Source organism: Hymenobacter seoulensis, assembly GCF_054780535.1.
In genome coordinates this window covers 723,878-738,635 of sequence record NZ_BAAGWD010000002.1, presented here as the reverse complement: position 1 = coordinate 738,635, position 14,758 = coordinate 723,878, and the positions used below count along the sequence as shown (strand labels likewise).

Sequence of the window (14,758 nt, the reverse complement as noted above, 5' to 3'; positions counted from 1 at the left end):
TGTTGAGATTATGAAGCTTATCTTGAAATAGCGATGATAAGCGTAGCCAGTCCGGACAGCCCTCCCAAGAAGGAGAAAAGCGGCGTAGCGTCAGCTAAAGCCTCATAGAACGGACGACGAATAGGTTCTACGTAAATAATGTCATTTGGCTCTACCTGCAGATTAGCCCGACGCATACCATCAATTGTAGTGAGGTTGATGATTTGCACCTGCGGATTCTTCAAGTCACCTCGTATCAAGCGGATGTTGTCAGCGCGGCCTGATTGGCCGCTACCCCCACTAGGCCCCACAAAGCCACCTGAGATGCCACCAGCCTGAGCTAATACTTCTAGTAGATTCATATTATCATCAAGCATTTGCACAACCCTGGCTCCGCCCGCAGTAGCACCAAGAATTACAATTCGGTTGTTGGTAACCCGGGTGATGACGTACACATCTTTATAAAAAGCAGTGTACTTTACTTGCAAGAGGCTATCAGCTTGCAATAGCGTTAAGCCTGAAATCTTCACGTAGTCCACCATTGGCAACTTTACAATGCCATCATGCTGGACTAAAAATTCAGTACCTCCCTGCTGACCGTTCACAGAACCTTGACCTTGCTGGCCGCCCAGACGCTGCATACCTCCCCCAGATATACCTGAGGTTCCTTGCCGACTAAATCCGCCACCACCGGTATTAGTTCCGTTGGGTGAACCGAAGAACAACTCGCCGTTAGGATCTAAGATTCGCTCACCTTTGTTGGTGAACACCCGAACACTCAGATAATCGTTCGGTTGGATGATATAGTTACGCTCCGCCCGGTTAACTACATCTCGCAAACGAGCGGTGTCAATGCTACCTGTTCCATCCGTACGGAATAGAATATTTTGCTGCCGTACGCGAGAAGTAGTGCAAGAGAAAGTAAGTGCCGCCAGAGGCAGGCACAGCATCAGCAGACGCAGCAGGTGTCCAGAGGTGGTTTTATTCATGTAGGCTGGCAAGCCAAGGTCAGATTTACAACAGAAAGGCAGTGGCTACATATGCCGATAATTGCCTGAAAAACCATCAAAGTAACCTAATTAGTGCCCGCTTTCAAAATCCATGCCTTCTAGCACTAAATACTGTACTGGCTTGTGCGGCAGTAAAATCCTACTTTCGCGGACCCAAAACCGGCCTGTGCCGGTTCTTGTCGTACCTTCCCACATATTTCCCACCCCACCCCTAGTACTATGGAACTGGTAGCAACCGAAAACCAGACAATGATTGCCCAGATGGTGCGTGATTTTGGCGCACAGCACATCAAGCCCCACATGATGCGCTGGGATGAAACACAGGAATTTCCGAAAGAAGTATTTCATAAACTGGGTGATCTAGGCCTGATGGGCGTATTGGTACCCCAGGAATATGGCGGCGCTGGCTTTGGCTATGTAGAATACGTAACTGCCATTGCTGAATTAGCCAAAATTGATGGCAGCATTGGCCTGAGCATGGCCGCACATAACTCACTTTGCACGGGCCATATCCTGCAGCACGCCTCGGAAGAACAAAAGCATAAATACCTTCCGAAACTAGCTTCGGGCGAATGGATTGGTGCCTGGGGCCTTACCGAGCCTAACACCGGCTCCGACGCAGGCAACATGCGCACTGTAGCTATTGAAGATGGCGACCACTACGTACTGAACGGTGCCAAAAATTTCATTACGCACGGCAAAACCGGCAATGTAGCCGTCGTGATTGCGCGCACGGGTGAAGTAGGTGATTCGCATGGTATGACTGCCTTTATTATAGAGCGCGGCACGCCAGGCTTCGAAGCTGGCCGGAAAGAAGATAAGCTAGGGATGCGTGCTTCTGAAACCACCGAGCTGATTTTCACCGACTGCCGCGTACCAAAGGAGAACGTTATTGGTAAAGTTGGCGATGGTTTCGTGCAGTCGTTGAAGGTGCTGGATGGCGGTCGCATCAGTATTGCGGCGCTTAGCTTGGGTATTGCGCAAGGCGCTTACGAAGCTGCTTTGCAATACTCCAAAGAGCGTCATCAGTTTAACCAGCCCATTAGCAATTTCCAAGGCATTAGCTTTAAGCTGGCTGATATGGCTACCGAGATAGAGGCTGCCTCACTGCTCACATACCGCGCCGCTGATATGAAAGACCGCGGCCTGAACGTAAACCTGGAGTCAGCAATGGCTAAGCTGTATGCGTCGGAAGTATCGGTGCGGGTAGCCAACGAGGGCGTGCAGATTTTTGGCGGCTACGGCTACACCAAAGATTATCCAGCCGAGAAATATTACCGCGACGCCAAGCTGTGCACCATTGGCGAAGGCACGTCGGAAATTCAAAAACTGGTGATTGCACGCGCCCTGCTGAAGTAAATTACTAGGTAGATACAATGGGTAAAGTGCTGCAACAGGTACAGAAAAGAGGCTACTCTATTGACTTGTTACCTTTTGCATTCTTAATCATTTGCATCATTTAGTATCATTATCTATCTTTGCGGCCCCTCCAAGTTCGGGTTCCTAAGTTCACTGAAGATATGATCATCGTCCAAATCAAAGAAAACGAGTCGGTTGACCGTGCGCTCAAGCGCTTCAAAAAGAAATTTGAGCGCACCGGCGTTCTGAAAGAGCTGCGCCGCCGCACCTTCTTCCAGAAGCCTTCCATCACCAATCGTAAGCAGAAGCAGAAGGCTATCTACAAGCTAGCCACCTACGGCCCCGACGCTACCGAAGCGTAGTCGGCTTCCGCTGCTCAAGCTAGGACGAAAAAACCCGCTGATTTGCCCCACTGGCGCAAATCAGCGGGTTTTTTCGTGTGCGCAGTATTGTGTTTTTTTCCTGCGTTGAATTCCATACATTGGATATCTGACCTCAACAGTCGGAGCCGGAAATATGGAATTGTTTTTTGACTACTTGCGATTTGAGCGGCGCTACAGCCCTCACACCGTCCTTTCTTACCAGACTGATTTACGGCAGTTTGCAGCCTTCCTGCAGACCACCTACGAGCTAGCTGATGCTACCCAGGCCGATCATACTTTAATCCGCTCATGGGTAGTAGAACTCATGCAGCAGCACCAAGACCCGCGGACGGTCAATCGGAAAATAGCCTGCCTGCGCTCTTACTACAAATTTTTGCTGCGTACTGGCGCGGTACAGAAAAACCCAATGCTGCGCATCACGTCACCGAAAGTGGCCAAGAAGCTTCCTGATTTTGTGCCGGAAGATTCATTGAATGCATTGCTGAATACATTCGAGTTTCCAACTACGTTTGACGGAGTCCGCGATCAACTGATATTGGAGCTGCTCTATGGCACTGGCATTCGCCTCTCAGAGCTTATTGGCATCGGCCACGATGACCTTAGCTTGGCTGGGCACACGGTGCGCGTAACTGGCAAAGGCAACAAGCAACGGGTAGTGCCCCTTAACCCCACACTCCTTCTAGTGCTAGAACGCTATATAGCCCAAAAACAACGCGAATTTGGCTCGGAGAGCAACGTGCGCCGGTCCCTACTCGTTACGGATAAAGGAGAGCCGCTCTATGAAAAGTTTGTATATCGGACAGTAAAGCACTATTTAAGTCAAATTACTACTGCTTCTGGGCAGCAGCACCCACACGTGTTGCGCCATTCCTTTGCCACCCATTTACTAGGCAAAGGAGCCGATCTAAACGCCATCAAAGAGCTACTTGGGCACGCCAACCTGGCTGCCACTCAGGTATATACTCACCTGAGTATTGACAAATTGAAATCTGTTTTTGAAAAGGCCCACCCAAAGGCCTGATTTGTTTCTTCATTTACTCTTAACCCCACGACCGATGAAAGTACAGATGCAATCGGTGCATTTTGATGCCGACCAGAAACTGCTCGACTTCATCCAGAAGCGCCTCGATAAACTCGAAACCTTCTATGACCGCGTGACAGAAGGCGAAGTTATTCTGCGCCTGAACAATAAAGATGGTATCGCCAATAAGACGGTGGAGATTAAGCTCTTCGTGCCAGGCTCTACCCTTTTCTCCCAAGAAGATGCCGGTACCTTTGAAGCGGCTACCGATGCCGCGGCCGACAGCCTCAAGCGCCAGATTACGCGGTATAAAGAAAAACTAACTGCTCATTAAGCTTCCTGCTATTTAGACGCGCAGACCACGCGCTATAAAAAAAGCCCCAACCTTGAAGAAGGTTGGGGCTTTTTGCTGCTGGTTTACTAGGGTAACTTATAGGCCGAACTCTGCCTTAATGGCGTCAACATAGTCCAGCTTTTCCCACGTGAAGGTTTCCACGGTGCGGGAAGTGCCATCAGCGCCCTGTACCTGCTTGGTGCCGGGCTGACGACCCATGTGGCCATACGCAGCCGACTCGGCAAAAATGGGGTTCTGCAGGCCCAAGCGCTTTACAATGGCATAGGGGCGCAGATCAAAAATATGCTGCACCTTGGCGGCGATTTCGCCGTCGGTGAGCAGATGCCCGAAGGCGCCAGTAACTTTGGTAGTGCCGTAAGTGGTTACAAACACGCCAACCGGCTCGGCTACACCAATGGCGTAGGCTACCTGCACCAACACCTGATCAGCCACGCCGGCGGCTACCAGGTTCTTGGCAATGTGGCGGGCCGCATACGCGGCTGAGCGGTCTACTTTAGAGGAATCTTTGCCGGAGAAAGCACCGCCGCCGTGGGCGCCCTTGCCACCGTAAGTATCCACAATGATTTTGCGGCCGGTGAGGCCGGAGTCGCCGTGGGGGCCACCTATCACGAACTTGCCCGTGGGGTTGATGTGGTAGGTGATGTCCTTGGTGAAGAGGTCCTGCACTTCCTGGCCCAATTGCGCTTTCACGCGCGGTATCAGGATGGTTTTAATATCCTGCTCAATCTGCTTGAGCATGGTCTGCTCGTTGGCATCGAACTCATCGTGCTGGGTGCTCACCACAATGGTTTCAATGGCCTCGGGGGTATTGTCGTCGTTGTACCGGATGGTTACCTGGCTTTTGGCATCGGGGCGCAGGTAGGTCATTTCCTGGCCGGCTTTGCGAATGGCCGACAGCTCACGCAGCAACCGATGCGACAGGTCGAGCGCCAGTGGCATGTAGTTTTCGGTTTCGCGGGTGGCGTAACCGAACATCATGCCTTGGTCGCCGGCACCTTGCTCCTCGGGCTTGGCGCGCTCTACTCCCTGGTTGATATCCGGCGACTGCTCGTGCAGGCGGTTCATCACCTCGCAGGTATCGGCGTTGAAGAGATATTCCGGCTTGTTGTACCCAATGCGGCGAATGACTTCGCGGATAATGGGCTCAGCCTTCACGTGAGCCGTCGATTTGATTTCACCCGCCACTAGGGCAAAGTCGGTGGTAACCAGGGTTTCGCAAGCAACTTTGGCCGTAGGGTCCTGACGCAAATACTCGTCGAGGATGGCATCGGAAATCTGGTCAGCTACTTTATCGGGATGGCCTTCCGAAACGGATTCGGAGGTGAACAGGTACGGCATCAGCTTATAGGGTAGAAGTACGCTAGGGGCCGGCAGCCCCTGCCCCGCCGCCACGACTAGGTCAGGCAGGGTCGCAAAGCTACAAGTTTTCTAAATGTATAAGAGACTCAAGAAGTAGTGGGACCAGACAAATACCACGGGGCAGCCTCATTTTCTGGCCCCAACCTCCGGGCAAAAGTTGCGTTTAGGCCTCAACTGTTCTGCTTACTCCCCTCCTACATGACTAAAACGATACTCTCGCTTGTAATTTCTTTGTCGCTGGCCTGCTCTACGGCGCAAGCCCAGCGCAACACCACGCCGTACCGCACGCGCTTTGCCGTTGATGCTCCCATCACGCTGGGGTTGGGCGCCGCCAGTGGCCTAGGACTTTACCTGATTCAGCAAAAAAAAGGCCTTACCAATGCGGAGGTGGCCGCATTAGACAAAAACGACATCCCGAAGTTTGACCGTTTTTCGGCCGGCAACTACAGCAATACGGCCCAAACGGCCGGTGACTTCCTTTGCTATGGCTCTCTGGTAGTTGCGCCCGGCTTGCTGGCGTTAAACGCTGACATCCGGGGAAACTACGGCCAAGTGCTAGGGCTTTATCTGCAGTCGTTGGTGGCCACTGATGCTGCTTTCACGCTAACCGCAGGAAATGTGTATCGGTATCGTCCATTTCTGTATGGCACAGAAGGTGGCGGCGACCGGAATAGTAAGATTTCGACTAACTCCTTTTTCGCGGGGCATACGGCACATACTGCCACGGCTACCTTTTTTGCGGCCAAAGTATTTCACGATTTCAACCCAGACTCGCCGGCTGAGCCGTTTGTATGGGGCGCCGCGGCACTGGTGCCAGCAGCAGTAGCTTACACGCGCATGGAGGCAGGCAAGCACTTTCTGTCTGATAACATTGTGGGCTACACCGTCGGCGCTTTGTCAGGAATATTGATTCCGCAACTACACAAGAAAAGTGGCAGTAGCCTGTCGGTATTGCCCATTCAGGGACGGAATCTGGAGGGCCATGCTTATAGTGGCTTCCTACTTACCAAACAGCTTTAAGCAAAAGCGTGACCTAGTACCCTACTAGGTCACGCTTTCCTCTAAACCGCACAAAGGCTAGCTCTAGGCAAGTTGAGCTTATCGCCAGGGGCAGTACCTCAGGCGCCAGACTTGACCTTCCGTTACTGGCCGCCGGTGGAGCCGGTAGCTGGCGCACTAGGGTTTAGGTTGGTCTCAAACAGCTTCAGAATGCGGCGGTACTCATCGGTCCAGGAAGTGGGCTCCACAAAACCGTGGTCTTCGACGGGATATACCGCCAGCTCCCAGTTTTCCTTTTTCAGCTCAATCAGCTTTTGGGAGAGGCGTACAATATCCTGGAAGTGCACGTTGGTATCGACCATACCGTGGCACATGAGTAGGGCGCCTTTTAGGCCGGCAGCGTAGTTAATGGGCGACGAGCGGACATAGGCCAGGGAGTCGTTGTAAGGCTCGTTGAGGATGTTATCGGTGTAGTCGTGGTTGTAGTGGGCCCAGTCGGTAACGGAGCGCAGGGCGGCACCGGCCTTAAACACCTCAGGCTGGGTGAACATGGCCATCAGGGTGATAAAGCCGCCGTAGCTGCCGCCGTAAATACCAATCCGCTGCGGACTAACGCCATACTTGTCCGTGAGGAGCTTGGCGCCGTCTACCTGGTCAGTGAGGTCTTTGCCACCCATGTGGCGGTAGATGCCCGTGCGCACGTCGCGGCCGTAGCCGGCGGAACCGCGGTAGTCGATATCGAGCACCGTGTAGCCTTTATCGACGAGCAGGTTGTGGAACATGTACTCCCGGAAGTAGGTGCTCCACCATTTGTGGGCATTCTGGAGGTAGCCGGCGCCGTGCACGAAAACCACAGCCGGGCCCTGCGCTACGGGGTTGACGGGGCGGTATAAGCGCGCGTACACATCGGCTCCGTCGCGGGCTTTGTAGCTGATAACTTCGGGGGCGCGCCAGGGGTAGCTCTCAAACTCGGGGGTAGTGCTATGCGTGAGCTGGCGCAGCTTAGCTCCCGGCTTGTTGTCCATCACGAACAGCTCCCAGGGCTTGTTGGAGGCGCTGTAGCGCACGGCCAGCGTTTTCTCGTCCGGCGAGAGCGTAACTTCACTAGCCCCCGTCTGGGTCGTAACCTGCGTCATGGCGCCGCCTTCCAGGGGCATGCGGTAGAAGTGCTGCTCGCCGGGGTGGGTTTTATTGGCCGTGAGGTACCACGTTTTCCGGTCGCGGCTGAGTTGGGCTTTGAGCACTTCCCAGCGGCCGCTAGTCAGGGCTTTCTTCTGGCCCGAGGTAATATCGGCGGTATAAAGGTGGCTGAAGCCGGTTTCCTCGCTCTGAAACCAGATGTGGCGATTATCGGGCATCCAGCCTACGTTACCGTCTTCGTAGCCAATGCCGGGGCCGTTAATCCAGGCATCATCGTGCTGGCGGTCGAGCAGCTTAATTTTCTGGGTGACGGGGTCGAGGCTGACAATCCAGCGGTCCTTGTTATCGGCGCTGCGGATGACTAGGAAAGCGTGTTGCCCATTATCGGACCAAAACGGACCGAAGGGCACCACACGGCGCATTTCAGTGGCTGGCTTGGTTTTGCGCGTGCTGCCGGCCTTTACCGTATCAGCGGGGGTAGGCGCTTTGGCTTGCAGCTGGTACTCTTTGCGGTAAGCCGGCTGCTCATCGAGGCCTTGCAGCTCTTTATACCCTAGTACAAATGTGGTGTCGCGCCCGATATCGTAGAGGCCCAGCTCGTAAGCCGTTTGGGCAGCACCCACCTTGGGGCGGGTGTTGATGTCTTCGGTGAAGCCCGAGGTAGTGACGAAATTGGGTACCAGCGCGCGTTTTTCGCCGCTTGGCTCCTGCACCAGCGTGTAGGTAACGTAGCGGCCGTCGGACGAGAGGCGCAGGTTGCGCACCACTTGCTGGCCGAGCCAAATAGACTTAGGTCGCAGCCGAGCCAAGGCTTTCTGTAGTTGTTGGCGGGCTTTGGCATCTTGCTCTTTGCCGCGCAATACCTCAAACAACGCCAGCTGCTGGGCTTTCAGAAACTTCTCTGATTTATCGGTGGGCTCGCCGGTGCGGGGCCGGTTGCCATAGCGGAAGTCGGTGCGCTGCACCGTTTCGCCGGTAGTGGGGTCCCAAGTGAAGAGGTTGCCCTGCCGCGTGTAGCTTACTAGCTTACCCAGCAGCGCAAACTGCGCATCGGTTTCCCGTTCCGCCGTATTCGTAACGCGCCGCACCCGCTGCGTTTTCAGGTCCAGCAGATAGATGTCACCGTCGCGCTCATACACTTTCCGGGTGTAGCGCTGGTCGTATTCGCCGTTGGAGGTGGGCAGGCTCAGCTGCTCCCGCAGGCTTACTTTGCGCGGCTTGCCGCCATTCGGTGCTACGGTATACAACGAGTCGCGGCGCGCTTTTTCGGGGTTCCAGCTGAAGTAAATGGCCTTACCATCTTCTGACCAGGAAATGTTGCTGGGCGAGTTGCCGAGCCACTGGGCCGGGTCGCGCATTATTTTCTCAACGGTAAGCGGAGCCAGCTGCTGGCTGTGGGCTTGGCCCGCAAGCAGCCCTAGGACGGCACTCAGCACTAAACGGTAACGGTTCGGCATGACAGAGGGGGGAAGATCAGGCTGCAACATAGCACACAGCGCCCAATGGACGCGTCTTCACAACAGGCGTTGCGCCTTTCATTCGCCTTTTACCCAATCCACTAGCTTGTGCTGCTGGCTTAAGTGCCCGCCGGCTTATACACTGCCGTTTTCCCAGGCTTTCAGCTCGGCCTGCAAATTGCGCCGGGCCTGCGTATCCAGCTTCTCGTGGAAATGCGGGGTTCGGTAGAGCGCACTGACGCCGAGTAGCTTTTCCAGCACTTTGCGGCGGCCACGGCGGTACATAAAGTCGGGTACCAGCCGATACTCTTGGCGCACCTGCCGGGCATACTGCCAGTAGTCGGCCTCCGGAGCGCCGAGGATCTGCAAGTCAGCATCGAGGAAGAAGTGCAGATCGGCATCAGGGAGCTGCGGCTGCGTATGGTCTTTGGTACACTCAATCAGAAATGCTACCCGTTGGCGGCGCTCCTTTGGCAGCGTGGTGTGCTCCAAAAACTCCAGGGCTAGCAAGGCGCTGCGGGCTTCGTTGTCATCGCGCAGGGTGCTGTACACGGCATCATGAAACCACACGGCCAGCTCCACTACCTCCCGATCCTGCACCAAAGCGGCATGCTTACTCACGGTATCCAGCAGCGCCCGCACGTGTGGTAGGGCATGGTAGTGCCGGTCGGAGGCACCGTACGCGCCCGCCAGCTGCTGATAGGTGGCCGTGCGACGGTCCTTATCAGCCAGTAACGGGGTAGTGAGGCGGTGCCAGCGGGCGCTCAGGGTAGTATTCATAGGGCAGAGCGGATCAAGGCAAGTAAAGGAAGGTGGCTTCGGATAGAAAATATAGGTAGTATCTGAAAGCTTTCGGCGCCGAAAAGGTTGCTTTCCTAACGTAGCGGTCTTGCCTACGTTCCGTTGCCGAGCCACTTGCTTAATTGGCCGTGGGCACTCCGTATGGGTTGGGGCGCCGCACTTCCAGGTAGCGCTCAGGGGCCGCCAGCTCCTGAAACCCAAACTGCTGGTAGAGGCCATGTGCATCCAGGGTAGCCAACAGGTGTCGGCGCAGGCCCTGCAGCTCAGGGTGGCTCCATACGGCCTCCATCAGCTGCTTGCTGATGCCTTGCCCGCGGTAGTTGGCTAGCACAAAAACGTCGCAGAGCCAGGCAAAAGTGGCCTTATCCGTCACTACGCGGGCAAATGCCACCTGCGCGCCTTCCGGAGTATAGACGCCAAAAGTGAGCGAATTGGCAATGGCTCGCTCAACTGTTTCGCGCGGAATACCTTTCGCCCAGTACGACTCTTCAGATAAGTAGTGGTGGATAAGCGTCACATTGAGGCGGGCAGGATCGGGGCTGACAGTATACATAGCGGGCGGAACAGAGCTTTGGGCATGGACGGTGCCTAGTAAGGCACTGGGGTAAGAAAGGCAGTTTAGGCTAAAACTCCAGCAGGGGTAATCCGAAATCTGAGGCGCTACGTTAGCTTCTATTGACCATATCAAGCTACAACAACCTGACTATGAAACACCTGAACTTTATCTGGACTGTGGTTATAGGAGTAGCTAGCGCCACCTGTGCGCAGGCCCAAACGGCACCGGTGCTTACCACGTTTCCGGTGGGCAGCACGACGGTAACCGTTTCAGCCCTTACTACGGGTTTGCAGGTGCCATGGGAGCTAGTGTGGGGGCCTGATGACTTTATTTGGATGACAGAGCGGGGTGGCCGCATTAGTCGTGTAAACCCTGCCTCCGGTGAGGTTACGCCGTTGGTAACGCTGCCCGATGTGGCTACTTCCTTAGAAGGCGGCCTGTTGGGCATGGCCTTGCACCCCGACTTTGCTACCTCGCCGTATGTGTATGTGGTGTACAACTACAACGACAATGGTTACAAAGAAAAGCTGGTGCGCCTAACGTACGCGGCAGGTACGTTGGTCAGCCCGCTGGTGCTGCTGGCCAATATACCAGCCACCAGCACCCATAGTGGTTCTCGCCTGCTCATTCTGCCCGATAAAACGTTGCTGATGACCACCGGTGATGCGCAGCAACAGCCCCAGGCGCAAAACCCAGCTTCTTTAAATGGTAAAATATTGCGCCTGAACCTGGATGGAACCGTTCCGACCGATAACCCGGTAGCCGGAAGCCTGGTGTACACACTAGGCCACCGCAACCCACAAGGCCTGGTACAGGGGCCGGGAGGCCGTATTTATAGCTCAGAGCACGGCCCGGACACCGATGATGAAGTAAACCTGATTGAGCCGAACCGCAACTACGGTTGGCCCACCGTAGCAGGCCTGTGCAGCGGGGTCACTGAACAGGCTTTCTGCACCGCCAACAATGTGCGCGAACCACTGGCCGTCTGGACGCCTACGCGGGGCGTATCGGGCCTGACGTATTACAACTCACCGGCTATTCCGGATTGGCAAGGCAAGCTGTTATTGCTGTCCCTGAAAGCGTCGCGCCTCACAGCCCTCACGCTGAACGCGGCCGGCGACGCCATTCCGCTGCCCTTTTCAGATTACCTAACCAGCTTCGGGCGGCTGCGCGCTATTTGCGTTTCGCCGCAGGGCCGGGTGTACGTGGGCACCAGCAACCGCGACGGCCGCATTACCCCTGCTCCTACCGATGATAGAATTCTGGTGCTGGAAAACCGTGCATTCGTTCCCACTTCTACTACCCCCACCCGGAACCGCAATCTGAGCCTTTGGCCAAACCCCGCGCAGCAAACCGCCACGCTACAATTGCCCACGCCCGCAACGGCTACCACGCCGGTAGAAGTACAGGACGCCCTAGGCCGCACAGTGCACTCAACCCAATTCCAGGCCGGCCAATCAATCGTAACCCTGTCTTTGCAGGGGTTGCGCGCGGGCGTGTATTCCGTAAAAACGGGTATGGCTACGCAGCGCCTGGTGGTAGAGTAGCTAAACTGTTAGCCCTCTAGGCTATGCTATCCCTGTACTGGCTCGGCTAGCTGATGCCGCTCGTTTTTTGCCACGTTGGCCATCGTCCAGGGAATTTCTTGGCTGAAGGGGTGCTGCCGCACAGGGCAGTCGGGCATGTGGCAGTGCGAGCAGGCGGCAAAGGTGCACGGGTCGGCGTGCACGAACATTTCTACCTGCACTTCAAACTCCTGATCGACCAGCACCTCAATGCGGTGCACCTGCTCGTGGGTTTGCTCCAGACTGAAATAGTAGGGCATCGTCACGTGGCAGTCGATGTGCAGATTGGCGCCGTAGCGCACCACGCGCAGGTTGTGCACGTCAATCCATGCGGGCTCGCGGTGCTCCTGTAGCTCGGCCACTACGTGCTGCACAGTGGCATCATCGGCCTCGTCCATCAGCCCCGATACGGAGCGGCGCACCATGCGGTAGCCATTTACCACAATGAATACCCCTAGCACCAGCGCCGCCCCGGAGTCGAAGACCACATTGCCGGTGAACAGCACCAGCACCAGCGCCGCGCACGACACAAAAGTGCTCACGGCGTCGAGGTACAGGTGCTGCCCATCCCCTACCAGCGTGGGCGAATGATGCGTACGCCCGGCCCGAATCAGCAGAAACCCAGTGCCCAAGTTTACTACGGCCGTAATGGCGAGCAGCACCATGCCCCAGTCGGGCCGCTCAATGGCGTGCGGGTGCAGCAACGACTGCAGCGCGGTGTAGAAAATGTATACGCCCGCCATCAGAATCAGGCCCCCTTCAAAGCCTACTGACAGGTACTCTATTTTGCCGTGGCCGTAGGGGTGATTTTCGTCTTTGGGCAGGCTAGCGAGGTAGATGCTATACAGCGCAAAGCCACTGGCTACCACGTTGATAATCGATTCGAGGGCGTCCGTTAGTACGGCTTGCGAGCGAGTCAGCAGCCACGCATAAAACTTTATGGCCACCAGTACCACGCTTACTACCAGGGAAAGCAGGGCATACCGCGTTTTGAGCGGTAGCGTGAACATGGAGCGGGCAGCAAAGCGGGACGTCATTCGAAAGCAAACAGGATGGAACCAGCGTATACCGGCTGAGCTGGGTAATCAGATTTCTGGTCGGGCAAGGAATGACACGAACGAGGGCAACAAAATTCCGGGAAAATTCCGGTTTCTGTGTCGGCTCGCAACTTTTCAAAACAAAAACAGTATGTAGACTGTCTTAAAAATAAATTTAGACAAGGCTAAAATTCGCTTACTTTGTAAGTACCAGCCACTTTGGACCTTTGCCGGACCTAGTAGATAGCTCTATGCCTTCAACCCTACAAACGCCTCCCGATACAACTCCACCTAGCATCACTCCGCCGCCCGAATCAGGCTGGCGGCATGCCCGTAATGCGCCTTCGTTGCAGGAAGTGTATGCCTCTATTCGGGTGCCCGGCCAAGATGCCTCGTTCTGGCGGAAGCTGCTGGCCTTCTGGGGGCCGGGCCTGATGGTGGCAGTAGGCTACATGGACCCCGGAAACTGGGCCACCGACATTGCCGGCGGCTCGCGCTACGGGTATACGTTGCTTTCCGTCATTCTGATTTCCAACTTGTTTGCCATGCTGCTGCAGCACTTGGCCGCCAAGCTGGGCATTGTAACGGGCCGCGACCTAGCCCAGGCCTGCCGCGACCATTTTTCGAAGCCCGTTTCGATGGTGCTGTGGTTTCTGTGTGAGGTAGCCATTGCCGCCTGCGACCTGGCCGAGGTTATCGGCTCGGCCATTGCCCTGAACCTGCTGTTTGGGTTGCCGCTGCCCTGGGGGGTAGTACTTACCATCTTGGATGTGATGGTAGTGCTGCTGTTTCAGAATAAAGGCTTCCGGGTGCTGGAAAGTATTGTGGCCGGCCTGATTGTACTGATTTTTGGCTGCTTCGTATATGAAATCATCGTCTCGAACCCCGACTATTTTGGGATTCTGGCCGGGTTGGTGCCGCGGCCGGAGGTAGTCACCACGCCCGGCATGCTTTACATTGCCATTGGCATCTTGGGTGCTACCGTTATGCCCCACAACCTGTACCTGCACTCCAGCATTGTGCAGACGCGGGCCATTGAGCAAACCGAGCCCGGTAAGCGCATGGCCATCAAGTTTGCAACCATCGACAGTACCCTGGCCCTGTTTCTGGCGTTCTTCGTGAATGCCGCCATTCTGGTAACTGCTGCCGCTGCCTTCCACAAAAATGGCCGCCACGATGTAGCTGACATCAACCAGGCCCATGAGCTGCTGGCCCCGGTACTAGGTGCCGGCGCGGCCTCAGCCGTGTTTGCTGTGGCGCTGCTGGCATCGGGTCAGAACTCCACGCTCACGGGTACGCTGGCCGGCCAGATTGTGATGGAAGGTTTCCTGAACCTGCGCCTGCGGCCCTGGCTGCGTCGCCTGATTACGCGCGGCATTGCTGTAGTACCGGCCCTCATTGTAACGCTGCTGTATGGCGAGAAAGGTACCGGGGAGCTGTTGGTGCTTAGTCAGGTCATCTTGTCGTTTCAGCTCAGCTTCGCGGTAGTACCGCTGGTTATGTTCACGGGGAGCAAAGCCAAAATGGGTGTGTTCGTGAACAAGCCCTGGGTACAGTGGCTGGCGTGGGTAGTTTCGGCTATCATCATTGTTCTGAACGTGTACCTGCTCTGGGAAACCTTCTTTGGGTAAGCGGTTTGCGCTGCAAACTGCCCTAGTACTTCACTTGAAAAAAGCGCACCATTTGCGCTTTTTTCGGGCCCACAGGTTTAGACTCATCTAAATATTATTAGCAGCC

13 protein-coding genes are annotated in these 14,758 nt (G+C 55.4%); 7 read left to right on the top strand and 6 right to left on the bottom strand.

Features of this window, described 5'->3' with window-relative positions; all coding sequences use genetic code 11:
• Nucleotides 1–17: 17 nt before the first annotated feature.
• Complete coding sequence (locus ACYVHC_RS10955; RefSeq protein ID WP_460613764.1) at nt 18–968, bottom strand: polysaccharide biosynthesis/export family protein; 951 nt, start codon at nt 966–968, stop codon at nt 18–20.
• A gap of 240 nt (nt 969–1,208) precedes the next feature.
• Between ACYVHC_RS10955 and ACYVHC_RS10950 the strand changes: the two genes are divergently transcribed.
• The 4 genes from ACYVHC_RS10950 to hpf all read left to right on the top strand — a co-directional run bounded on the left by ACYVHC_RS10950 (nt 1,209) and on the right by hpf (nt 4,086).
• A complete protein-coding gene (locus ACYVHC_RS10950) occupies nt 1,209–2,348 on the top strand; it encodes an acyl-CoA dehydrogenase (protein ID WP_460613763.1) in 1,140 nt (379 codons plus the stop codon).
• Between the two features lie 161 nt (nt 2,349–2,509).
• Nucleotides 2,510–2,710: a 30S ribosomal protein S21 gene (gene rpsU / locus ACYVHC_RS10945; RefSeq protein WP_460613762.1), complete on the top strand. Its 201-nt coding sequence runs from the start codon at nt 2,510–2,512 to the stop codon at nt 2,708–2,710.
• A gap of 154 nt (nt 2,711–2,864) precedes the next feature.
• Nucleotides 2,865–3,752, top strand: a complete 888-nt coding sequence (locus tag ACYVHC_RS10940; RefSeq protein WP_460613761.1) for a site-specific integrase — start codon at nt 2,865–2,867, stop codon at nt 3,750–3,752.
• Nucleotides 3,753–3,786: 34 nt separating this feature from the next.
• A complete protein-coding gene (gene hpf / locus ACYVHC_RS10935) occupies nt 3,787–4,086 on the top strand; it encodes an HPF/RaiA family ribosome-associated protein (protein ID WP_460613760.1) in 300 nt (99 codons plus the stop codon).
• Between the two features lie 96 nt (nt 4,087–4,182).
• On the opposite strand, the gene metK is transcribed toward hpf, so the two are convergent.
• Nucleotides 4,183–5,445, bottom strand: coding sequence for a methionine adenosyltransferase (metK, locus tag ACYVHC_RS10930; RefSeq protein WP_460613759.1), 1,263 nt, complete (start codon nt 5,443–5,445; stop codon nt 4,183–4,185).
• Nucleotides 5,446–5,664: 219 nt separating this feature from the next.
• Here metK and ACYVHC_RS10925 point away from each other — a divergent pair, with 219 nt between their 5' ends.
• Nucleotides 5,665–6,486, top strand: a complete 822-nt coding sequence (locus tag ACYVHC_RS10925; protein WP_460613758.1) for a phosphatase PAP2 family protein — start codon at nt 5,665–5,667, stop codon at nt 6,484–6,486.
• A 122-nt stretch (nt 6,487–6,608) separates the two neighbouring features.
• Here the strand turns inward: ACYVHC_RS10925 and ACYVHC_RS10920 are convergent, their stop codons facing one another.
• The 3 genes from ACYVHC_RS10920 to ACYVHC_RS10910 form a co-directional block, all read right to left on the bottom strand.
• A complete protein-coding gene (locus ACYVHC_RS10920) occupies nt 6,609–9,062 on the bottom strand; it encodes a prolyl oligopeptidase family serine peptidase (protein ID WP_460613757.1) in 2,454 nt (817 codons plus the stop codon).
• Between the two features lie 135 nt (nt 9,063–9,197).
• Nucleotides 9,198–9,842 carry an HD domain-containing protein gene (locus ACYVHC_RS10915; RefSeq protein WP_460613756.1) on the bottom strand — a complete coding sequence of 215 codons (645 nt, stop codon included), beginning with the start codon at nt 9,840–9,842 and terminating at the stop codon, nt 9,198–9,200.
• A 139-nt stretch (nt 9,843–9,981) separates the two neighbouring features.
• Nucleotides 9,982–10,416: a GNAT family N-acetyltransferase gene (locus tag ACYVHC_RS10910; RefSeq protein WP_460613755.1), complete on the bottom strand. Its 435-nt coding sequence runs from the start codon at nt 10,414–10,416 to the stop codon at nt 9,982–9,984.
• A 152-nt stretch (nt 10,417–10,568) separates the two neighbouring features.
• On the opposite strand from ACYVHC_RS10910, the gene ACYVHC_RS10905 reads away from it, so the two are divergent.
• Nucleotides 10,569–11,966 carry a PQQ-dependent sugar dehydrogenase gene (locus ACYVHC_RS10905; RefSeq protein ID WP_460613754.1) on the top strand — a complete coding sequence of 466 codons (1,398 nt, stop codon included), beginning with the start codon at nt 10,569–10,571 and terminating at the stop codon, nt 11,964–11,966.
• Between the two features lie 26 nt (nt 11,967–11,992).
• On the opposite strand, the gene ACYVHC_RS10900 is transcribed toward ACYVHC_RS10905, so the two are convergent.
• Entirely contained in the window at nt 11,993–13,021 is a 1,029-nt protein-coding gene (locus ACYVHC_RS10900; protein WP_460613753.1) for a cation diffusion facilitator family transporter, read from the bottom strand.
• A gap of 251 nt (nt 13,022–13,272) precedes the next feature.
• On the opposite strand from ACYVHC_RS10900, the gene ACYVHC_RS10895 reads away from it, so the two are divergent.
• Nucleotides 13,273–14,652, top strand: coding sequence for an Nramp family divalent metal transporter (locus tag ACYVHC_RS10895; RefSeq protein ID WP_460613752.1), 1,380 nt, complete (start codon nt 13,273–13,275; stop codon nt 14,650–14,652).
• Nucleotides 14,653–14,758: the final 106 nt, after the last annotated feature.